The sequence below is a fragment of the Collinsella sp. AF37-9 genome (assembly GCF_003475115.1).
Classification (GTDB): domain Bacteria; phylum Actinomycetota; class Coriobacteriia; order Coriobacteriales; family Coriobacteriaceae; genus Collinsella.
Map to the genome: position 1 here is coordinate 76232 of NZ_QROQ01000005.1, position 22306 is coordinate 98537.

21 protein-coding genes are annotated in these 22306 nt (G+C 55.6%); 17 read left to right on the forward strand and 4 right to left on the reverse strand.

What is annotated here, in order from left to right; translation table 11 throughout:
- Positions 1 to 90: 90 nt before the first annotated feature.
- The 9 genes from pgi (at position 91) to DW024_RS02965 (ending at position 10518) form a co-directional block, all read left to right on the forward strand.
- Positions 91 to 1785 (forward strand): glucose-6-phosphate isomerase, encoded by a 1695-nt coding sequence (pgi, locus tag DW024_RS02925; protein WP_006234371.1) that lies wholly within the window; start codon positions 91 to 93, stop codon positions 1783 to 1785.
- A gap of 237 nt (positions 1786 to 2022) precedes the next feature.
- Positions 2023 to 2865, forward strand: coding sequence for a Cof-type HAD-IIB family hydrolase (locus DW024_RS02930; protein WP_199576916.1), 843 nt, complete (start codon positions 2023 to 2025; stop codon positions 2863 to 2865).
- Between the two features lie 63 nt (positions 2866 to 2928).
- Positions 2929 to 3588 (forward strand): HAD family phosphatase, encoded by a 660-nt coding sequence (locus tag DW024_RS02935; protein WP_255413754.1) that lies wholly within the window; start codon positions 2929 to 2931, stop codon positions 3586 to 3588.
- A gap of 150 nt (positions 3589 to 3738) precedes the next feature.
- Complete coding sequence (locus tag DW024_RS02940) at positions 3739 to 4482, forward strand: GntR family transcriptional regulator (protein ID WP_117786622.1); 744 nt, start codon at positions 3739 to 3741, stop codon at positions 4480 to 4482.
- Between the two features lie 218 nt (positions 4483 to 4700).
- Positions 4701 to 6164, forward strand: coding sequence for a YfcC family protein (locus DW024_RS02945; protein WP_117786623.1), 1464 nt, complete (start codon positions 4701 to 4703; stop codon positions 6162 to 6164).
- 9 nt (positions 6165 to 6173) lie between these two features.
- Positions 6174 to 7757, forward strand: coding sequence for an amidohydrolase (locus DW024_RS02950; RefSeq protein WP_118376933.1), 1584 nt, complete (start codon positions 6174 to 6176; stop codon positions 7755 to 7757).
- Between the two features lies 1 nt (position 7758).
- Entirely contained in the window at positions 7759 to 8610 is an 852-nt protein-coding gene (locus DW024_RS02955; RefSeq protein ID WP_117840177.1) for a sugar phosphate isomerase/epimerase, read from the forward strand.
- A 62-nt stretch (positions 8611 to 8672) separates the two neighbouring features.
- Entirely contained in the window at positions 8673 to 9641 is a 969-nt protein-coding gene (locus DW024_RS02960; RefSeq protein ID WP_118376934.1) for an SIS domain-containing protein, read from the forward strand.
- A 13-nt stretch (positions 9642 to 9654) separates the two neighbouring features.
- Complete coding sequence (locus tag DW024_RS02965; protein WP_118376935.1) at positions 9655 to 10518, forward strand: PfkB family carbohydrate kinase; 864 nt, start codon at positions 9655 to 9657, stop codon at positions 10516 to 10518.
- Positions 10519 to 10797: 279 nt separating this feature from the next.
- Here DW024_RS02965 and DW024_RS02970 read toward each other — a convergent pair whose 3' ends face one another.
- Both DW024_RS02970 and DW024_RS02975 read right to left on the reverse strand, forming a co-directional pair.
- On the reverse strand, positions 10798 to 11580 hold the full coding sequence (locus tag DW024_RS02970; protein WP_118376936.1) for a TatD family hydrolase: 783 nt from the start codon (positions 11578 to 11580) through the stop codon (positions 10798 to 10800).
- Positions 11581 to 11594: 14 nt separating this feature from the next.
- Positions 11595 to 12389 (reverse strand): ThiF family adenylyltransferase, encoded by a 795-nt coding sequence (locus DW024_RS02975; RefSeq protein WP_118376937.1) that lies wholly within the window; start codon positions 12387 to 12389, stop codon positions 11595 to 11597.
- Positions 12390 to 12849: 460 nt separating this feature from the next.
- On the opposite strand from DW024_RS02975, the gene DW024_RS02980 reads away from it, so the two are divergent.
- The 5 genes from DW024_RS02980 (at position 12850) to DW024_RS09975 (ending at position 17467) form a co-directional block, all read left to right on the forward strand.
- Positions 12850 to 13128, forward strand: a complete 279-nt coding sequence (locus DW024_RS02980; protein ID WP_022094448.1) for an autorepressor SdpR family transcription factor — start codon at positions 12850 to 12852, stop codon at positions 13126 to 13128.
- The gene (locus tag DW024_RS02985) at positions 13121 to 13825 is read left to right on the forward strand and encodes an SdpI family protein (protein ID WP_118376938.1); all 705 of its coding nucleotides are present in this window, start codon (positions 13121 to 13123) and stop codon (positions 13823 to 13825) included. The genes DW024_RS02980 and DW024_RS02985 overlap by 8 nt, the downstream gene beginning before the upstream one ends.
- Before the next feature lie 184 nt (positions 13826 to 14009).
- Positions 14010 to 15689: an energy-dependent translational throttle protein EttA gene (gene ettA, locus DW024_RS02990; protein ID WP_118094517.1), complete on the forward strand. Its 1680-nt coding sequence runs from the start codon at positions 14010 to 14012 to the stop codon at positions 15687 to 15689.
- Positions 15690 to 15969: 280 nt separating this feature from the next.
- Positions 15970 to 17097, forward strand: coding sequence for a hypothetical protein (locus tag DW024_RS09970; RefSeq protein ID WP_147327747.1), 1128 nt, complete (start codon positions 15970 to 15972; stop codon positions 17095 to 17097).
- The gene (locus tag DW024_RS09975) at positions 17075 to 17467 is read left to right on the forward strand and encodes a hypothetical protein (protein WP_147352039.1); all 393 of its coding nucleotides are present in this window, start codon (positions 17075 to 17077) and stop codon (positions 17465 to 17467) included. Before DW024_RS09970 ends, DW024_RS09975 begins: the two co-directional genes overlap by 23 nt.
- 54 nt (positions 17468 to 17521) lie before the next feature.
- Here the strand turns inward: DW024_RS09975 and DW024_RS02995 are convergent, their stop codons facing one another.
- Both DW024_RS02995 and DW024_RS03000 read right to left on the reverse strand, forming a co-directional pair.
- Positions 17522 to 18829, reverse strand: coding sequence for a hypothetical protein (locus DW024_RS02995; protein ID WP_118376939.1), 1308 nt, complete (start codon positions 18827 to 18829; stop codon positions 17522 to 17524).
- Positions 18830 to 18967: 138 nt separating this feature from the next.
- Positions 18968 to 19912, reverse strand: a complete 945-nt coding sequence (locus DW024_RS03000) for a hypothetical protein (RefSeq protein ID WP_117758546.1) — start codon at positions 19910 to 19912, stop codon at positions 18968 to 18970.
- Positions 19913 to 20083: 171 nt separating this feature from the next.
- Here DW024_RS03000 and DW024_RS03005 point away from each other — a divergent pair, with 171 nt between their 5' ends.
- The 3 genes from DW024_RS03005 (at position 20084) to DW024_RS03015 (ending at position 21849) form a co-directional block, all read left to right on the forward strand.
- Positions 20084 to 20305 carry a hypothetical protein gene (locus DW024_RS03005; protein WP_233541318.1) on the forward strand — a complete coding sequence of 74 codons (222 nt, stop codon included), beginning with the start codon at positions 20084 to 20086 and terminating at the stop codon, positions 20303 to 20305.
- Between the two features lie 100 nt (positions 20306 to 20405).
- Positions 20406 to 20687, forward strand: a complete 282-nt coding sequence (locus tag DW024_RS03010; protein ID WP_055251466.1) for a DUF2087 domain-containing protein — start codon at positions 20406 to 20408, stop codon at positions 20685 to 20687.
- Positions 20665 to 21849, forward strand: coding sequence for an MFS transporter (locus DW024_RS03015; RefSeq protein ID WP_082435530.1), 1185 nt, complete (start codon positions 20665 to 20667; stop codon positions 21847 to 21849). The genes DW024_RS03010 and DW024_RS03015 overlap by 23 nt, the downstream gene beginning before the upstream one ends.
- Positions 21850 to 22306 lie beyond the last annotated feature (457 nt).

Genomic DNA, 22306 nt, shown 5'->3' on the forward strand with positions numbered 1-22306 from the left:
CGCTGATTGTAGTCTTGACCTGCGCTAGAATAGGACTATCTGATTATCCGGGCGCATGGAGGCTTGCGCCCGTATGCTGAGGAGGACTTTATGGCAACTGTTGCCGCACCTATCGACGCTACGTCGACCGCCGCTTGGAAGGCGCTCGAGGCTCATCAGGAGAAGCTCGAGGCCGAAGGTATCGACCTCAAGGCCTGGTTCGCCGCTGACGCCGACCGCGTGAACAAGCTGAGCTTTGACGCCGGCGACCTTCACTTCGATCTGTCCAAGAACCTGGTGACCGATGAGACCGTCAAGCTGCTGTGCGATCTTGCCCGCGAGGTGAAGCTCGAGGAGCGCCGCGACGCCATGTTCTCCGGCGAGCACATCAACACCACCGAGGACCGCGCCGTCCTGCACACCGCGCTGCGCCGTCCGGCAAGCGAGAAAGGCCAGCTTATCGTCGACGGCCAGGATGTCGTCGCCGACGTGCACGAGGTCCTCGATCGCATGTATGCCTTCGCCGAGCGCGTGCGCTCCGGTGAGTGGAAGGGCGTTACCGGCAAGAAGATTGAGCACCTGGTGTCCATCGGCATCGGCGGCTCCGACCTGGGCCCGGTCATGGCCTACGAGGCCCTGCGTCCCTACGCCGACGCCGGTATCGATTGCCGCTATATCTCCAACATCGACCCCAACGACCAGGCCGAGAAGCTCAAGGGTTTGGATCCCGAGACCACGCTCGTGATCATCGTCTCCAAGACCTTCACCACGCTTGAGACCCTCACCAACGCCCGCGAGGTCAAGACCTGGATGCTCGAGCAGCTCAAGGCTCAGGGTGCCATCGACGGTTCCGATGAACAGAACGCCGAGGCTGTGGCAAAGCACTTCGTCGCCGTTTCCACCGCACTCGAGAAGGTCGAGGCCTTCGGTATCGACCCGGCCAACGCCTTTGGTTTCTGGAACTGGGTCGGCGGCCGCTACTCCGTCGACTCCGCCGTGGGCCTGTCGCTGATCGTCGTGCTCGGCCCCGAGCGTTTCCAGCAGTTCCTTGAGGGCTTCCACGCCATCGACGAGTACTTCTGCAACACGCCGCTCGAGAACAACGCCGTCGCGCTGATGGGTCTGCTCAACGTCTGGTACGTCAACTTCTTCGGTTCCAAGAGCCACGCCGTGCTGCCGTACTGCCAGTACCTGCATCGTTTCCCGGCCTACCTGCAGCAGCTCACCATGGAGTCCAACGGCAAGCATGTCCGCTGGGACGGCAGCGCCGTGACCTCCGACACCGGTGAGATCTTCTGGGGCGAGCCCGGTACCAACGGCCAGCATGCCTTCTACCAGCTGCTGCACCAGGGCACCGTGGTGGTCCCGGCCGACTTCATCGCCTTCGCCAACACCGCCAACCCCGCGACCGACAGCGGTCAGGACGTGCACGAGCTGTTCCTGGGCAACTTCCTTGCCCAGACCAAGGCGCTCGCCTTTGGCAAGACGGCCGACGAGGTTCGTGCCGAGGGTACGCCCGAGCAGATCGTCCCGGCTCGCTGCTTTGAGGGCAACCGCCCGACGACCTCGATCTTTGGCGACACGCTGACCCCGTTCGCGCTCGGCGAGCTCATCGCCCTGTACGAGCACATCACGTTTGTCGAGGGTACGGTCTGGGGCATCGACTCCTACGACCAGTGGGGCGTTGAGCTGGGCAAGCAGCTTGCCAAGCAGATCACCCCTGCCTTCCACGACGACGCCGCCAAGGCCGAACAGGACGCTTCGACCCAGGCGCTCATCGAGTTCTACCGAGCTCACCGCAAGTAGGATTCGCTGCGAAAACTAACGCATAGCCGACAAGGGCCCGTATCCGTTGGGATGCGGGCCCTTTGCTATTTGGATAGGATGGAATGTGTCGGGAGGCGCCTCGACGGGCATCGCAATCGTCGAAGGCGCGCCGTTCATGTTTGGGACAATATGACATTTTTCCCGTTGCAAACAACGCCGCCGTGGGTGTTCTGTATGATGGCTCAGAAAAGGTTGTTCAATGTCAGGGAGGCATATATGGCAATCAAAGCCATCGCAATGGATATCGACGGTACGCTCACCAACGACCAAAAGGTCATCAGCCCGCGTACGCGCGAGAAACTGCTCGCGGCGCAGGAGTCGGGCATTAAGCTTATCTTGGCTTCGGGTCGTCCCGCATGGGGGCTGCATGCCTTGGCGCAGGAGCTCGACCTTCAGAACCATGATGGTCTGCTAGTTGCCTTTAATGGCGCGCACGTCGTCGATGCTCAGACCGACGAGGTGCTGTTCGATCAGGCTATGCCTGCCGACGAATTGCATCGCCTGATTGATCACCTGCGTAATTTTGACGTGATCCCCATCATCTCGCTCGGTCGCGATTTGCACGTCGAGGACTCGTACCATTGCATGATCACGCTGCCTGACGGCTCGCAGAAAAACATCGTCAAATACGAGCGCGACGCGTGCGATCTTAAGATTCGCGAGGTGGAGAGCCTGCATGAGGTCGCTGATGCTTATCCCGTGGACAAGCTACTCACTGCGGGCGACCCGGCCTATCTGCAGGCGCATTACGAGGAGATGTATGCGCCCTTTAAGCAGACGCTTTCGGGCATGTTTACGGCCGACTGGTATTTTGAGTACACGGCGCCCGGTATCGATAAGGCCCGTGCGCTCGAGGGTGCCCTGCCCAAGCTCGGCATCGATGCCAGCGAGGTCGTCTCGTTTGGCGACGGCCAGAACGACAAGTCCATGATTGAGTGGGCCGGCACCGGTGTTGCCATGGGCAACGCCGTCGATGAGGTTAAGGCAGTTGCTCAGATGGTGACCGCCAATAACAACGAAGATGGCATTGCGGTGGCGTTGGATAAGCTGCTGGGTTAGAATCGCCGATAGTGCATAGTTCGGGCGTCCGCTTGCGGGCGCCCTTTTGTTGGGGAGGGTGCCGTGTCCGCATTTCCGTTCGACGCCGTTATCTTTGACATGGACGGCGTGATTGTCGATACCGAGTATTACTACCTGGGCGAGACCGCCGCGTTTGCCAAGGAGCTTGGGTTGAACCTGACCCAAGAGGAGTTGAACGGGCAGGTCGGTACCTCGCATCAGTTCTTTCTCCACATGCTGGTCGATTGGTTTGAGCGTGCCGGTAAGGGACGTTTTACTGGCGAGGAGGCGTTGGCCCGTTGGGATGAGTGGGCGCATAAACGTCCGCGCGACTATCAGACTTTGATTAACCCAGGCGCCGTGGATACGATTCGAGAGCTGCCGCGCCGCGGCGTTCGCGTGGCGCTTGCTAGCTCGTCGCCCATGGATAGCATCGAGGAAGTGCTCAATGCATGCGGGCTGTCGGATGCCTTTGAGTATGTGGTGAGCGGCGAGCAGTTTAAGGAGAGCAAGCCCGAGCCCGACATCTACCTGCATGCGCTGGACCTGCTGGGGCTGCCCGCGAATCGCTGCTGCTGCGTTGAGGATTCCGTTCCGGGCATTACCGCGGGTAAGCGAGCCGGCCTGACGGTCATTGCCAAGCGCGAGGAGCGCTTTGGCTTTAGCCAGGATGCCGCGGACAAGATTATCGACCAGCTGCCGGAGCTGCTCACGCTTTCTTAGGAGCGCGGTAGTTGCGCGTTTTTCGGGTCTGATGAGTAAATAGCCGACATTTTGGTGCGACACCTAGCATACTTTAAGCTAATGCGGGCTTAAGGACTTGTTGAATGCCCCTAAGCCCGTTTTAGACTTAATTGTGCTTGGAGAGGGTATATGCCACCGACTGAAGGGCTAACTGACGGTAAAGCAGCGATACCGCTGTACCAACAGGTTATCGATATCATCAAAAACGAAATCAACTCCGGTGCCTACAAGGCAGGCGCGCGGATACCCAACGAATTCGAATTGGCTGAGAGCTATAAAGTTGGCCGCGTTACCGTGCGACGCGCTATTGAGGAGCTCGTCCAACAGGGCTATCTAACGAAGCGACAAGGGAAAGGCACGTTTGTCAATGCCCCCAAGCTCAAACGCAAGATTCGCCAGAAGGATGACGTCCAGAGTTTTTCGGACGCATGCCGCGTAAACGGAATGGAACCGGGGGCGCGTGTCATTTCGAGAAAGATACTGCCGGCGGATTCCACCGAAGCACAGTTCTTTGGTGTTCCCGTTGGAACTGACTTGATCTGCGTTGAGCGCGTGCGTACTGCCGATGGCGTCCCTGTCATGCTCGAGAACAACATATATGTTTACGAGGACAACGCCTATCTATCAACGGCACCTCTATCTAACCAATCCATTTTTGAGTTCGTGCGCAACCGGACGGGCCGCACGCCCGCGTTTACCGACCCATGCACGCTTGAGATCGCGTGCGCGTCGCCCGAGGTCGCTCGGTTGTTGGCAGTTCCCGTTGGCGAACCCTTGTTTTATATGGAAGCCTTCTTTTTCGATGAGCAGCGGCGGCCGTTTATCATCGGTCGTCAGCGGATCGTTGGGTCTCGCTACGTTTTTGACATCTAGGACATTGCGTATGGAAACGCCCGGTGAATCATCTCACCGGGCGTTTTCATACCGTTCACGGCGCAAACGCAACCGTTCAACCGCGTTGCGGCAATCAGTTTGAAATTATCTTGATGACGAGAAAAGCTGCTGGTAATCTATAGAACGTCATAGAACGTTTGCCTTGTGCAAACGTTGAGGCGAGATGCGATGCAGTCTCGAGTTCTTTGGAGGTATCTATGTCAGATACGAAGGCGAAGAAGACAAACAGACGTTTTAAGTTCAAATTACCGCATGTCTATACGATCATGTTCTTGCTGATCGTTGTCTTTGCGGTCTTGACTTGGATCGTTCCCTCTGGTCAGTATCAGCGCAAGATGATTTCGACAGCGGCGGGCGAGCGTGAAGTCGCCGTTGCTGGAACCTATGAACAGGTCGATAAGAACTACACCGATTCCGAGACCGGCGAGACCATCAATCTGGGTCAGGATATCTTCGCGGTCCTGCAAGCGCCCACTAAGGGCATCCAGGAGGCTGCCGACGTCGTTGCGTTCGTCTTATTGATTGGCGGGTCGTTCGCAATCATCACCAAGACCAACGCTTTGAATGCCGGCATGAGCCGTGTGATTAAAAAGCTCAAGAACAAGGACATCCTCATCATTCCCATCACGATGACGTTGCTGTCCATTTGCGGCACCACGTTTGGTATGTCTGAGGAAGCCCTGCCGTTCTATGCCATCTTCATTCCCATCATGATGGGTATCGGTTATGACTCGATGACGGCATTCATCATCTGCTTCCTTGGTCCTAACCTGGGATATTGTGCTTCGACCATCGACCCGTTTAATGTTTTGATCGCCCAGGGCATCATTGGCATCGAGGGCAATCCGCAACTGTGGCTGCGCGCCGTTTCTTGGGTCATCTTCACTGCCGCCGGTATCGCATGGGCTATGCGCTACGCCATGCGCGTCAAGAAAAACCCCGAGTCGTCCATTACGTACGAGGACGATAAGCTCAAGCGTATCGAGTTTTCCGTGACCGATGTCTCCATCGAGGAAGAGTTCACTACCCGTCAGAAGCTCGTGCTTATCGATTTTGCTTGCGGTATGGGCATTATCGTCTGGGGTCTTGTTACCCAGGGTTGGTACATGAATGAGATTTCCGCCGTGTTCCTTGGCATGGGCTTGCTTGCCGGTATCCTGGGCGGTCTTGACCAGCAGACGATTGCTGAGGAGTTCGTTAAAGGTCTCGCCGACTTTGCGTACGCCGCCATCGTTATCGGTATTGCTCGCGGTATTCTGGTCATCGCCGAGGGTGGCATGATCATCGACACCATCCTCCAGGCGCTCGCTACTGCGCTCGCCGGTGCACCCGCCGCCGTCTACACCACGTTTATGTATATCGTCCTTGGCCTGCTCTCTTTGCTGGTTCCCTCGAGTTCTGGCCTGGCGGCACTCACCATGCCCGTTATGGGCCCCCTGACCGAGCTCATGGGCCTCAATCCCGAGGCGGCCGTTACCGCGCTCCAGTTTGCCAACCAGACCATCAACACCATCAGTCCCGTGGCGGGCATGACGGTTGCCGGCCTTGGCGTGGCTAAAATTTCGTTTGGCCAATGGTGGAAGACCATTTGGAAGTTCTTCATCTTCATGGTCGTGTTTGGCTTGGTCATTACTGCCATTTCTGGCATGCTTCCGGCGTAGGTGATTATAATGTCCGATCGTTTGACGGTCCTGACGTCTAAGAGCGTCTTTACCGGTACGGGGGACCTGCCGTTTGAAGGTTTCGTAGCGGTCCGTGACAATCGAATTGAGGCGGTTGGCACCAAGTGTGAGGTAGCTTCGTATTTGACCCAGGCGGACGAGGTGGTTGACCTGGGCGACCGCACCGTCATGCCTGGCCTGATCGATGTGCATACCTTCTATACAGGTTGGGCGCTGCGGACGTTGGGGTCTGATCTGTCCGGCATCGCCGATGCCAAAGAGGCCGTGTCGCTCTTGCGTGCATGGAAAGAAGATCATCCGGATTGCGCGGCGGCTTTTGGCCACAACCTGCCCGAAACGTTGGCATCGGATGCCGAGAACGCAAATACGGCAGCTGTGTTTGACGATTGTTTTGGCGATATCCCTGTCGTCTGCTTTACACCGGGTGCGGAGACCTGCGTTCTCAATGCTGCCGCCAGTGCGCGATACGGCTTCACACCCCAGGCGTGCTATGCCGAGAAGATCTGGCGCATGATGAGCGATTTCCTCGCGCTGCCCGAGGTACGTGCGGGGTATTCGGACTACATGGGCATGCTTAACGAGCGCGGCGTTACCGCCATCAAGGAGATGGCGTTTGATGACTACTACGGTTTTGCCGACGAAATGGCTCGCCGTGAGGAATCTGGTGAGCTGACGGTTCGCGTCTCTATGATGTCGCAGCCGGTGGGTGCCGGTGCAAATCTGTCATATGCTCGCGAGGCACGAGAGCGCTTCCGGGGTCCGTTCGTTCGTTTTTCTGGCTTCAACCGTATGACCGATCGCGGCGTATGGGCGGGGCTTGCCGAGATGATTGACCCCTATGAGGACACGGCCGATGCGGGCGCTGCCGGCAAGACGGTTGTCGAGGAGCCCGAGTGGGATCTGATTGAGAACGAGCTGCGCGCAATTGATGCTGACGGCTTCCGATATTCCTTGCATTGCCAGGGCGATGGCGCCGTTCGTCGCACCGTGGCGCTCTATGCCTCGCTGCCTCGAGACGAGCATGGACGGTTGCTTCGCCGCCATGCGATTACCGATCTCGAGAACTCTGATCCGACCGATCTTGTCGAGTTTGGCAAGTTAGGTGGAATTTGCGAGGTCTATCCGCAGATTTTGACGCTGGACCGGCGCGAGGATTGCCTGTCGATGATGCGTCGACAAATTGGCGAGACGCGACTTTTGCACAGCTGGAATCGCCGCGGCATGGAAGATTCCGGATGCACGGTGTGCTGTGGTACGGATTTGCCGCTGCTGATTCCGAGCCTGGGCGAGTCAATCTACAGCGCGTGCGGCGGATTCTTCGCCGACGGACTGCCCGTGAATGAGGTCAACACGCTGACGCTTGTCGAGCTCTTGCGCGCTTGGACTGCCGGGGGCGCGTACGATCTGATTCGCGAAGACGAGCTGGGTACGCTTGAGGTTGGCAAGCTTGCCGATATCTGCGTGCTCGATCGGGATGTGTTCGACCTCGATTATCGCGACGCACGCGATCTTGCGGTTGATATGACGATGTCGGACGGACAAATCGTGTTCAATCGAAATAAGGAGGCATAAGATGCCTGAATCCAAACCGACGCTGCGCCGCGAGCAGATTGCGGGCATGAATATCCACTACATCATGTGGTCGCTCGATTACTTCCTTGATGTGCAGCAGCGTTTGGGCTTTGAGTCCATTGAGCTGTGGTGCGCAGAGCCGCATGTGACGCTCGACCATACGGGCTACTTTGAGGCTGAGGTCCTGGCGAAAAAGGCTGCAGACCGTGGGCTTAGGTATCGTACTCTGTGCCCCGAGAATGTTGTCTATCCTTGGCAGTACTGCGCACGCAAACCGCTGCATGAACAGCGCAGCCTGGCGTACTTTAAGCACGGCATTGAGCTTGCCGAGGTACTTGGGTGCGACCGTATGTCCGTCAACTCGGGCTGGGGCGACTGGGACGAGGACCGCGAGGAAGCCTGGAAGCGCAGCCGCGAGCACTTGTCCATTCTGGCGGAGTATGCCGGCGAGCACGGTCTGGTGCTTACGATGGAAAGCCTGCGTCCCGAGGAGAGCAACCTTGTGACGACGGTTTCCGATGCGAAGCGCATGATTGACGAGGTCGCGAGCCCGTACTTACAGCCCATGGTTGATACAACCGCGATGGGCGTTGCAGGCGAGACGCTCGAGGACTGGTTTGCCGCCTTTGGTGATGGGGCAATTCACGAGATGCACTTTATCGACGGCGACCCGTATGGCCATCTGGTGTGGGGCGATGGCAAGCACGATATGGACGCCTTCGTCGCCACACTCAACGCCCATGGTTTCGACGGCATGCTGGGCCAGGAAATCACGGATGGTCGTTACTACGATGACCCGGCAGCGGCAGATGCCAAGAACATGGCCGCATTCGAGAAATATCTGATTGACTAAAACAACTATCGGCCACGCAGCCAATGTCATTGATTGCGGACCAAACAAGAAAGGAACTGGATATGAACGCACACGATCTGATCAAAGAGGCAATTGCCGAGAAGGGCAAGTTCGACAGCGTCTACTGGATTGCTTGCGGTGGCTCCATGATCGATTTGATCCCGGCTCATGAGCTTCTGCAGCGCGAGGCTACCACCTTCACTTCGTATATCTATACCGCGCGTGAATTCGACATTATGCGTCCGCGTCGTCTAGGCGAGAAGTCCCTGGTCATCGCTTGCAGCCACAGTGGCAACACCCCCGAGGTCGTCGAGGGCTGCGAGATTGCCCTTGCCGCCGGCGCTACGGTGATCGCCCAGACCGACAACGCTGGATCCAAGATTGACTCCGGCAAGTGGGCCACGTGGGTCTACCCGTGGGGCGAGGGCGTGCCGCAGGCCGAGGTCCCCGCTGGTATTTCGCTGTCGCTTGCGGCAGAGCTGCTCGATCAGCAGGAGGGCTACGCCGATCTTGCCGATATGTATGCCGGTATCGCCGAGATGGATAAAATTCTTCCCCCGGCACGCGAGAAGGTAAATGCCGAGCTGGGCGATCGTTTTGCCAAGCTTTGCCAGGAGCACGAGTTCTTCTACATTCTGGGCAGCGGTCCCAACTTTAGCCAGACCTACGGTTTCGCTATCTGCTCTCTTATGGAGATGCAGTGGCAGCACTGCAGCTACATCCACTCTGCCGAGTACTTCCACGGCCCCTTCGAGGCTACTCAAGATGGCGTTTTTTACTTCCTGCAGATGGGCTCCAGCGAGTGCCGTGCTATGGACGAGCGCGCCCTGGCGTTCCTTAAGACACATACCGATACGCTGATGGTGCTCGATGCCAAGGAGTACGGTATGGAGGCCGTGCCGGCGAGCGTCCGTGCCTATCTGGACCCGGTGCTGTTCTACGCCATGAACTGTGAGCTGCGTGCCGCACGCGGCAAGGTGTTTGACCACGATCCCGATTTCCGTCGCTACATGGGCGTTGTCGAGTACTAGAAGGGTAAATACCATGGCATTTAACGTTAACGCGCTCGGATTTGGCGACAACGTCGTCGATCGCTATGAGCATATCCACACCATGTATCCTGGCGGCAACGCGGTGAACTTCGCCGTTTATGCCAAGAAATGCGGTGCCGCACGCTCCGCATACATGGGCATTTTTGGCAATGACGCTGCTGCCGAGCATGTCATTGCAAGCCTCGAGGATGAGGGTATCGAGCTTGACAAGTGCGAGCAGATGATTGGCGAGAACGGAGCGGCTCGCGTGACCGTCGTTGACGGTGACCGTGTCTTCCTTGGCTCCAACGAGGGCGGTATCCGTGGCGATGCGCGCTATGTTCTCGATCGCTTTGACCTTGCGTACATGAAGCAGTTCGATGTGGTCCATTCGGGCAACTATTGCTTTACCGAGCGCGAGCTGCCCAAGTTGAAGGCTGCGGGCGTCACGGTTTCTTTTGACTTTTCGGACGACTCCACCGACGAGTACTACGAGCAGATTGCGCCCTACGTCGATTTCGCTTTCTTTAGTGCGGCGGATGCCGCGAGTGAGGACGAGATTCGCGAGCGTCTGGCATGGGTGAAGGGCCTGGGTCCGCGTTTTGTGTCGGCTACGGCGGGCGCCGAGGGCTGCATTGCTTACGACGGCAAGCGTTATTACCGCCAGCTGGCTAAACCGGTAACGGACATGAAGGACACCATGGGGGCGGGCGACTCGTTCCTCACCTCGTTTTTGATGTGCTATCTCGATTCCGCCAAGCGTGGTGAGGATGGCGCCGAGGCCATCGAGCGCGCGCTCGACTTTGCTGCCGGGTTCGCCTCGACCGTGTGCGGCATGGAAGGCTCCTGGGGCCATGGAGCGCCGATTTTCGAATAGTCGAGCAGTTCCGGGGAAGCAAGTTGGCGCCTCCCCGGAACCCTGTGGGCAAAATATGCCAAATATGAGTACTGTCACTAATTTAGTAACAGCAAAATTGGCCATTAGAGGCTCTGCTTGAGGTTCTGCAGACGATTAAAACCTGGTAAATATGGCTTTACTCATGTTAAAGCGCCTTGATAATGAACGGTTGTTCACTATTAAGGCATTGTTTTGACACAATATAATGTTACTAGCTTTGCAACAGTACTCATATTTGGCATTTTTTGCCCACTGGGGTCAGCGGAAGGCGAAAATGGAGCGTGAATTATCTAAAACGATCGATTCGATACTCTCCGCGGCGCAGTTTTTAAGTTCGGCAATGTGTCGGGAGGTACTTTTTAGCGATGCGACGAGCTGCTGAGCGCTTGTGTTTGATTGCTGGTCGGATGGAGCATCGGTTTCGAGTAGCAAATGGCCGAGTGGAATCTGACGAGCATACTCGTGGCCGCATTTGGTCGTGAGCATCCGTTCGTTGACGGAAAAATAGCAGCCTGCATTGCGTGCGCGGACAAGCTCGTCCGAGGTGCCGCTAAACCAGTGGAAGATGATAACGGGGGAGCTGGGGGTGTCCTCAAGAAGGCTGTGCGACTCCAAAATGTTCAAGATCGCTCCTGCCGCGCGAATGGCGTGAATGGACAGGACGCGCCCAGGAAGCGGGTACTGCGACAGCGTCTGGCAAAGCCGATCAAATGCCTGAGTTTGGATTCCCTCGGTGTCCGCGAAGCGCGGCGAGAAGTCGAGCCCAACTTCGCCGATATAGCGCTCCTGTGGGGCAATTTTGCAAAGCAGATCGATTTCGGCGGTACCGCATCGGCCGTCAGCCAGCCACCAAGGATGAAGCCCAATGCCGGCGATGATGCCTGGTTGGCGATGGGCGCGCTCGTTTGCGGCCGAAAAGTCACGTGGATCGACGCCGCAATCAAATAGGCCCAAGCCCAGTGCCGTCGCCTCATCGGCAACGGCGTCCGGGTGAGCCATTAAATCAAGATGGCAGTGTGCATCAATTAACTGGGGCTCCATCTCGGCGCGCTCCGTTAGTCCAGGCGCTGACCATCGGCGCGCACGCGCTCGGTGCCGCGCCCACTGATCTGGCGAATGACCTCGCCGGCAATCATCTGACCCATGATAGGCGGCATAAAGCTGGCGGTTCCGAGCTCGGTACGCTCGTGGATGTTGGAAGGATCGCGGGGCTGTGTCTTAATCGATTCCTCGCAGCTAAACAGTACATGTAGGCTCTTGATTCCGCGCTTCTTACATTCTTTGCGCATAATGCGGCTCATGGGGTCACGTACCGTATCGAAGATGTCGGCAAAGAGGAGGCACTCGGGATGGAGCTTGTTGGCCCCGCCCATGGAGCTAACCAAACGAATGTCGTGGTCCTGAGCATATTTGGCAATGGTGAGCTTGGCCGAGATGGTGTCGATGGCGTCGACGACGTAGTCGAGCTTGCCGTCCGTCTGCTCCAAAACGCTCGCGAAGAACTCGTCGATGTTGTCGCTCAGCAGGTATTCGGTGCGTTTGATAACGGTGGCCGCGGGATTGATATCGCGAATCATGGCTTCCATCACGTCCACCTTGCGCTTGCCGACGGTGCTGTGAAAGGCGATGGCCTGGCGATTGATATTGCTGGGCGCGATGATGTCCTTGTCCAGAATGACGAAATGACCGATGCCGCCGCGGGCGAGTGCCTCGCAGCAGTTGGAGCCCACGCCTCCGCAGCCGAGCACCAGCACCGTAGCATCGGCGAGCTTATCGAGTGCCTCGCGGCCCATGATGATCTCGAGCTTGGTGTCGCGTGTCTCGACGAGAGCGGCAGCGGTTTCGGTCATAGACATCCTCCGATGGGGAAGCGAATCGTGTTTTAGCTATTGTCATTATAGGTGTTATCGCGATTCCATTTGAGCCCTTGGGCTTGTTGAAATGGGATCGGGATTCGCATAAGATTGAAGCAGATGGCACCCGTTGCAGCGGGTTGGCCAACTCCCAAACACGTTTGTAGCGTGAGAAGTGGCCGTCTTCGCATTACGCGGGGGCGGCTATTTCATTCGACCTCCAATGTGGATGCCGAGCTCCACGGCCGCGATTACAAGCAATAACAACGTCAGGACATCGTCAATACTCATAGTCCATCTCCTTCTTGGGTAGAGGGAGCTGGCCCATCTGCTTCAACTTCCATTGTAGCTAAATACGAACGAATGTTCTATAGATGTTACTGTTTTAGATAATTAGACAAACATCTAAATATCGAGTATAGTGTGCGCGTCGAACGAAATACTGAGAGGAGGTCCTATGCCGGGAGAGGGTTTTAAGGCGCTGGCCGATCCTACGCGACGGCGCATTTTGGAACTACTGCGCGAGGGCAATTGTACGGCTGGAGAGCTTGCCGAGCATTTTGACATCAGCAAGCCGTCATTGAGCCATCACTTGGCGACGCTCAAAAACGCCGGGCTGGTGACCGATGAGCGCCATGGCCAAAACATCGTTTACAGCTTAAATACCACCGTCATGCAGGACTTGATTGGCTGGTTTATGGGCTTTACAAACACTGAAGGTGATAAGGATGAATAACGAAAACAAGGGCATTCACGTCACGGGGGTATCGTCGCGCGTGTGGATTGCACTGGTCGTTCTGTGCGTCGCCAATGTCGTAGCGCACCTCATGGTGATGCCGAGCTTGCCTGCACAGATTCCCACGCACTGGGGCGCGAACGGCGCCGTCGACGGTTGGGGCCCTAGCTGGATGGCCTCCGCGCTCGGCGTGTTGCCTCTGGCACTTCTCGCGATGTTCTACGTCGTGCCACGCATTGACCCCAAGGGCGAGGCGTATCGGACCTCGGGTAAGTTCTATCAGGGCTTCGTAATCGCCTTCACGCTGCTCATGTGTGCCATAAGCTGGCTGGGGGAGCTAACGGTGTGGGGCATCGTGCCGGTGGTAGGAACGGTCAATTTGCTGGTATCAGGCGCTATCGGCTTGCTCTTTATTGGTATGGGCAACTACTTACCGCGCGTAAAGCAGAACTACACGCTCGGTATCAAGACGCCCTGGGCGCTTGCCGATCCCGAGAACTGGCGCCGTACGCAGCGTTTTGGCGGTGCCTGCTTTATGGTGCTGGGCGTTGGCCTGATTGTGATGGGCGTGGCGGGTAGCGTGCTTTCGAGTGAAGTCGTCGCCGCGGTGATTGCGGTTCTGGCGTTTGGTTCAGCTGGAGCTGCCTACGTCTATTCGTATCTGCTGTGGCGCAAATCGCAGCGAGCCGCTCGTTAAGGTTGCGGAAAACTAGCGTACGCAGTTCATAGTATGTTCCGAGGGACTTTTCCCAGGTAGTATTAGGGGGTGTGGGCAACCATGCCCCTTTTTCGTTTAGTTTCAGAGCTGGTTTCCTCATTTCGTTTCCACTAAAGCGAATCAAGAATAGGGAAACAGAAGGTAGAAAGGATTAAATAGGCAAATGGCGGAGTTTATCTACCAGATGTATCAGGCTCGTAAGGCCCATGGCGACAAGGTGATTCTTGACGACGTGACCCTGAGCTTCTATCCCGGTGCCAAGATCGGTGTCGTGGGCCCCAACGGCATGGGCAAGTCGACCCTGCTCAAGATCATGGCCGGTATCGAGGAGGTCTCAAACGGCGATGCCAGGCTCACCCCCGGCTACACCGTGGGTATCCTGCAGCAGGAACCGCCGCTCGACGACGACAAGACCGTTATCGAGAACGTGCGCATGGCGTTTGGCGATATGATCGCCAAGGTCGATCGCTTCAATAAGATCGGCGAGGAGATGTGCGACCCGGATTGCGACATGGACGCCCTCATGGCCGAGATGGGCAAGCTCCAGGACGAGATTGATACCGCCGACGGCTGGGATATCGATTCCAAGCTCGGCCAGGCCATGGACGCCTTGCAGCTGCCCGATTCCGACATGCCGGTTAACGTGCTCTCCGGCGGCGAGCGTCGTCGCGTGGCGCTGTGCAAACTGCTGCTCGAGGCTCCCGACCTGCTGCTGCTCGACGAGCCCACCAACCACTTGGACGCCGAGTCGATCCTGTGGCTCGAGCACTTCCTGCACAACTACCAGGGCGCGGTGCTTGCCGTCACACACGATCGCTACTTCCTGGATAACGTTGCCGAGTGGATCTGCGAGGTCGACCGCGGTCACCTTTATCCCTACAAGGGCAACTACTCCACGTATCTGGAGACCAAGGCCGCCCGTATCGAGGCTCAGGGTAACCGCGATGCCAAGCTCGCCAAGCGCATGGAGGCCGAGCTCGAGTGGGTGCGCAGCTCGCCCAAGGCTCGCCAAGCCAAGAACAAGGCCCGCCTGGCTCGCTACGAGGAGATGGAGGCCGAGGCCCGCGCAAGCCAGAAGCTCGACTGGACCGACATCCGCATCCCTGTGGGCCCGCGTCTGGGCAACAAGGTGCTCGAGGCCCATCATCTGCACAAGGAGTTCGATGGCCGTGTGCTCATCGACGACCTTTCGTTTACCCTGCCGCGCAACGGCATCGTGGGCGTCATCGGCCCCAACGGTGTCGGTAAGACCACGCTGTTCAAGACGATTGTGGGTCTGGAGCCGCTGACTTCGGGCGAGCTTGAGGTGGGTGAGACCGTCAAGATCTCCTATGTCGACCAGAACCGTTCCGGCATCGACCCCGATAAGAACTTGTGGGAGGTCGTCTCGGACGGCCTGGACCACATGATGGTCGGCGAGACCGAGGTTCCGAGCCGTGCTTATGTGGCGAGCTTTGGCTTTAAGGGCCAGGACCAGCAGAAGCGCGCTGGCGTACTCTCCGGTGGCGAGCGCAACCGTCTGAACTTGGCGCTTACGCTCAAGCAGGGCGGCAACCTGCTGCTCCTCGACGAGCCTACGAACGACCTCGACGTCGAGACGCTGTCCTCGCTCGAAGCGGCGCTGCTCGAGTTCCCGGGCTGCTCGGTGGTCATTAGCCACGACCGTATGTTCCTAGACCGCGTCGCCACGCACATCCTGGCGTGGGAGGGCACCGACGAGAACCCGGGCAACTGGTATTGGTTCGAGGGCAACTTCGAGGCCTATCAGGCCAACCGCATCGAGCGCCTGGGCGAGGACGCAGCCCAGCCGCATCGTATTCACCGCAAGCTCACGCGTGACTAGTAGCAAGTAGAAAGGCCGCCAGCAAGGGCGGCCTTTCTTGTAGCAATTGCACTGCAGCTATGCCCTGGCTGCTGGTTTGATTCATAATCAAAGTCATCTCTTTGGGATTAAAGCCCGTTTTTGCTATGAGTGATTTTCTAATTCCGTTTAAAACGTAAAGACGTATTGGGTTACAAGGACATAAGCAAATCGAATTGAAATATAACCAGTGCTGTAACGTTACAAAAAAGGTTATAGAATAGGAGTATCTTATAAGTCGCTCCTCTAGAAAGAAGAACATATGCTTTCGCGTCGTCGTTTTCTGCAACTTGTCGCGTCTTCAATTGTCGCCTTAGCCGCACGTCCGAAAGAGGTTTTTGCTTCGACGGGCAATATTGATGGTGAGCAGATACAATTTACTTCAGAAATTGCGCAAGAGCTTGCCGATAAATATATAAAGGGACTCCTCGGCTCTTCGTATACGCCTTCTGACCCTATTCCTTTTGTAGACGTTGATGGGTCCCCGCTTGGCTACATTGTTCCGGTTGTGACATTCAATAGAGCCGCGGGCTATTTGGTTTTAGATGCTTCAGATGATGAAATACTTACGGGATATCGTTTTGGTGACGGCTTAGTCAGCCCTATGGATCGGGGAGGAGATCTTGGTGTTGAGTCTTATTCTTTCAATAACCCAGTCGTAATGATCAATCCGTTCGAATTCGGTGTGCAATCTTTGGACGGTTCAATAACAACAAATTGCGGAAGAACAATCCCGGCTGTTTCCATAGAAGGACGGCCTGTCGTTTTATCGAATAAACCTTCAAGCTGGAACGATGTCGTAATTTACGCAACTCAAATGCAGGATTACACAGTATCTGGATTTCGTTCCATTTCTCAGTTTATGTCATATGATGAAAGCGAGATTAAGAGGCTTACTGCCCACTATGCTTGTATGGTGACAGCTTTTTCGAACGTTGCGGAACTGTATGGCATTGCCAATTTATATAGCGACCCTTCGCAATATATGCAGATATGGAATTACACCAATACCCATGCTCTTTCCGATGAAGAACAGACTGTTCCCGGCGTTGTTTTGGGCGGAACGCCGATATCAACCTGTGCAACGGGGTTTACAAATTACTGCGCAAGCAGAGGAAGTACTCTTATCGCCCGCACTGTCTCCTCTCCGGCTATCGCGAGCATTCAAAATGAGATTAACTCTAATAGACCGAATGTTTTACATGCGAGTTTGTACAACGGATCAGCCCATTCTGTAACAGCGGAGGCTTACGCCACACTTACTGGTAAGAAAACTGGAGAGACAAGGCAGATGATTGGCATAGCGGACGGCTGGAATTCATCTTTATCCTTCCTGAAGTATGATCAGAGCTATTATGCGTGGACTTATGGAACGACTTTTTCGAAGTAGGGCGATTCGTCTAGCTCTGTCTTTGGTGCTGATGGCTTCATTGGTGGGCTGTTCAACAAAGGAAGAGATATCGCGCGGAGGTTCCGGAGAAGTGACTGCGACAGACTCAGGTTCATTAGAAATAGCTGGCGGGCATGCCGATGTGATGTTACAAGGAGAAGGCGTGCTTAGGTCGATTGATGCTGAAGACGCTGTCTGCTCAATAGAGGATTTGAAGACAGGTGAAACTGCATCGTACCGAGTTTCAGATAATGCTGCGAATATGATTGAGTCGATACCGACTGGAGCGCAGGTTTCTTTTAGATACTTTGCTCCGCAACTTGAGGATGAGCTTGCTTCTCTGGTGTCTATATGCGCCGATGACAACTAAAAGGCCTGAATTCAAACGGCCTCGGATGGTCAATTGGCTATCCGAGGCCGTTTTTTACTCGACCGGGGCTTCGACCTTGTCGATGGCCCAGGTGGCTCCGAGGCCGCCGGTGGTGTTGCGGCGAATGCGTACGGTGACTTCGTGGCGTTTGCCGGCCTGTGTGTAGCGCAGGGGGAAGCTCGCGCGGTTACGGCCAGCCTCGATGGTACCGCGCTCGCGAGCGATCCAGTAGTACTCGCCGACGATGCCGAGGGTGTCGGCGCCGTAGGGGAGATAAGTCGACAGCTGGTGCAGCAGCGGACTAGGGCAGAAGACCTCGGTCGCGAAATCGATGGGGAAGTCCCCGGGGATGGTCGGTGCTGCGGGAGCGGGGGCCGGTGCTGAATTGGGGACCGGAGTCGGTGCAGGTGTGGGAGCCTGGTCACAGGCGGGTGCGGATGCGGACTCAATGACAGGTGCAGACTCAGATGCCGCTTCTGGCTTAGCTATGGAATCTGTCGGTTCCACGGAGATGGACGTGTCTTCGGTCCCGGTTTTGGCACCGGCCTGCGGAGTGTCCTCTGCCTCGACGTTCGGCTTGGCCTCGACCGGCGTGGATACCATGGTGGTGATGCCGGCGTTGGCGTTCTCGGGGTCATAGACAACCGTGAGCGAGATGGCGGGCTGCGGCGTCTCGGGTTCCGGCGTCGCCTCGGTAGCGTCTTGATTCGCGGGCTCGTCGGACTGGTCGTCCTCGGCGTTGTCGCCAAAGACATCGCTGTTTTGGAACGCAGGCGTCTCGGGTTGGCCGGCGGTTTCTTCGGCTTTCGACTTGGGAACCTCGTTGAGCTCAACGGCGGCTTCCTGCTCAGCCATGACTTCGGGCTCGGTCGTGGCAGCGATTTCAGTTTCGACCTCTGCCGTTACTTCAGCAGTGACTTCAGCCTCTACCTCGGGCTCGGGCTCCGGAGCGACTTCGGCCACGGACTCGGGCTCGGGACGCTTAACGTGCTTGGGACGCACGGCCTTCAGGTCCTTCTCGCCGCGCTTTTTCTTTTTGTAGGACTGCTTGGCGCCCTTGGCGGCCTTGGGCTTGTCCTCGCCCTTGGCAAGGGCAGCATCCCAGGCCTCATTGGCGATGACGGTGGCATACAGACGTCCGCCCTTAAAGACGGTCAGCTTAATGCAGTCGTCGAGTTCCTCGAGCAGCTCGCGCGTGGACTCGAAGTCCAGGTCATAAGCGGTCATATCGCCAGCGGCGAGTGTCTCCTCGACCTGTGTCATAAACGTTTGCTTGCCGCATCCAATCGCATCGCGCAGCAGGCGATACAGATAGATGTGGTTGCCCAGCGATAGCGTGGGCTTAACTATTGTCTTGCTCATGGCAAATCTCCTCTTTACACACCAAAGCATCTTACCATCGCGCAGGGCCTGCCACCTCGGCGCCCAAAGCAAACGGGCGCGACCGTTGCCGGTTCGCGCCCGTTATACAGGTCGGTTATCTGTGAGAGGCGATCGTGCTTAGTTGCCCGATGTCGTGCCTTGGCTCGAGCTGTCGGATGCCGTGCCGGATGCGGTTCCGCTCGAGCTGTTTGTGTTGCTGTTGTCGGTTGAGCCCGTGCCCGATGCATTGCCGCTCGTCTGGTCACCCGTGCTCTGCTGAGAGCCGTCGGTCGTTTGGCTGGAGTCGGTCGTTCCGGATTGTGTGCCGCCGCTGTTCGAAGAGGAATCGGTGCCTTGCGACTGATCAGGGGTGGTCGAGGAAGAATCGGTGGGTGCGGAGTTGGCCTGTGAGTCGTTCTGCTGGCTTTGCGATTGGCCGGCGCTGTCCGCGTCTTGCTCGGTCGTGCGCGACGAAAGGATTGGCTCGGGGCGCTCGCCCAGACCCTCACCGGCGGTGGTTATAAGGATGGCGCCGGCGCAGGCGATAACCGCGACGATGGCGATGGCGATCGAGAAGATGATGACCTTCTTTTGCGTCTGGCTGCGCTCTTCCGCCGCCTTGGCGCGCAGGCTGTTGGGGGCGACGCGCGCCGTGGTCGCGCGTCCCGCGACCTGACGCATCTCCTGCGTAGTCGCGGCGCCGCCCAGGTGCTCCTCGGCATTAAGCTCAACGGGCTCATAGGCGCCGGCGGGGTAGTCGACGGCGGCGTGCGTACCTTTGAGGGCTTCGGCGCTGGCAGAGATAAAGTGGCGGTAGACCTGCGAGGACACAACGGTGATGACCGAGCTCACGGCGGCACCAATTACTGAACCAGCGATACCAATCTTGGAGGCAAGCGCCACGCTCGTGGCGGCAGCTGCGGCGCCGGCGATGATCTGGGGAATGGAAATGTCATCGAACAGGCCCTTTTTGGGCGCGATGGCCATGGTCTGTCCGATGGAATGGTTCTCGTGCACGCCGTTGTTGAGCGATGCCGGCGTCATGACGCGCGTGCGCGGCGCGTCGGTGTACTTGGTTGTCATACGGGGTCCTCCCGGTGTAAATCTGCTTCGTTTCGTGTAGCCATCAGGGTACCCACCAGATGTGAATCATACGTGACATTTAACAGATACCATCAACTCATCAAGGGGGCCTGCTGTCTTTGGTGCAATAGCTTGATGCTAAACTGGATTTATGTTTGCGAGGTGGTTTACGTGATGTACCCGTATATGACATTCGAAGATGGAACCGAGGTCATTCATTCTGACCTGATTACAGATGGCGATATTGAAAAGCTTATCGTGCATTTTGAGCGACCGACGGCAGAGGGCTTCGACTCCGCTCGTTGTGAGTTGCCTTCCTGTTCGTGGACTGACTGGGAAGGGCATTTTACTCAGAGTGAAAAACGAGCTTTCGAAGAGTGTCTGAGCAAATAATTTAGATTAGTTCGAGTTTAGTTCGAATAAAGAAGCTGAATGCGATGACCTAAAGCGTATGCATTTTTAGTATTAGATGCGTATGAAATGGAGGATGTGAATGGATGAGCTAATAGACTTTAAAAAACGATTTCTCAAGAATGGCGAGCTGGTTTCAATTCCAAAAAAGGAAAGCTATAAAAGAATCATGCTGCTATGGGCCGTCTCTTTCTTTGAATTAAATACAAGTTATACGGAGCTTCAGGTTAATCGTGTGCTGTCACAGCTCTATCCTGATTATGCCGTGTTGAGGCGGTACTTGGTTGATTATGGATTCCTATTAAGGGATGAACGAGGCCTGAAATACGAGGTTAATCGTGATGTTCACGGTATTGAGAGCTAGCCGTCCGGTTCGGGTCCTATATATTGCTAGAGGGATAAGCGAAATAGGCAATTGGTGTGCGAATATTGCTTTGCCAATGCTGATTTACGAGGTAACTCACGATGTTTCTGCAACTGCTTTGATGGTCTGCTGCAGATTTGCCCCCTCTCTGTTTTCAGTTGCGCTCGCGCAGCTGCCTCAGAAGATGGGTATCGGGACACTGCAGGCCATGAGATTGGCAGACTTAATTCGCGCGGGATTATTCGTTTGCTATATTTTTGTTGATAGTAAATGGAGTATGTTTGCTATTACGTGCGCGGTATCGCTTTGCCGAACGGTAGAAATGCCCTGCTTTTACTCGTTGTTAAGAGCCAATACGAATAGTATCAATCGCGACGTAATTAATAATTCGTTTGGGTTCCTGCAGAATTTGATGATGGTTCTGGGGCCAGTTGCCGGCGGTTTTGTTGTCGCTCAATTTGGGGCGGAGGCTGTTCTTGCATTAGACGCGCTTTCTTTTGCCGCGTCGTTCTGGTTGCTGCGAGATGTTCCGTCGGTTATCGAGGTTAATGATAAAGAGGGAATAAGCAAAAATGAAAAAAACAGGACTGCATTTAGTGATCTTAGCGCGAAGCACTTGGCAATTGGTTTCCTATTAATCGATATTTCTAGTGGCGTGGCATTCGGCTCTCTGAATTCTCTTTTGCCAGCTATAGCGCAATTGCAATTTGACTCGTCATCGATACAATACGGATTCCTTCAGAGTAGTCTTACAATCGGACTGTTGTTCGGAAATACAATATATGGTCGTTTAATCAGTGGTTCCGATTGCGTTAAATCATATTGTTTTGTGACGTATCTTGCGCTCGGTGCGTATCTGGCGTTTGGCTATCGCTATGCGTCTGGGATATCGTTTATTTTCCTTTTTATCGTCGGTGCCGGAAACGCCATTCAAGATGTGCTTCTCATAACATCGCTGCAGGATTTGGCGAGAGACGGATCTGAATCGATAAGCCTGTTTTCAATTAGGGAGTCTTTGCAATCGGTTGCTGTTGTTATTTCAACACTTCTTGTTTCGCTGTTCACGAGCATCGCGATGTTCTCAATTCTCGTTACAGGACTTGGTGTATTTTCAATTATGATGGTAGTTGTGTTTCAATTGAATTATTTGCGAAAGATGTGACGTTGATATGCCTAAAACGCTTTTAGTATTTCCCCCAGGATGGAGTCCAGTGGGGCCGTATCTTGCCTTGCCTGTTTTGAAGTCATATCTTCAAGAGGTTGAACAATACAAAGTTGACATTGTTGACTTAAACGTGGAATTTTACGATGACCTCCTATCTTTTAGACATGTCGAAGAGTGCTGTAAAAGGTATCGGGAATCAAAGGATTCGTTTAGTTCGAATGTTCAATTAACAATCGAGTTGATACAAAAGTCGGCACTTAATGTTGACGAGGCAAAAGATATTTTCAGATCGAAGAGATACTTTAATCTAAAAGAAAGACAATATGCTGAAAACATTTTTAGAAATGCACTCTATATCATAAATCACGTCTCATATGGAGTTAAATACACGTTCAACTCCATAGATCTGATCGCGTCGAAAATGTTGGTGTAAGGGTGGCTCCCTAGCGTCCGT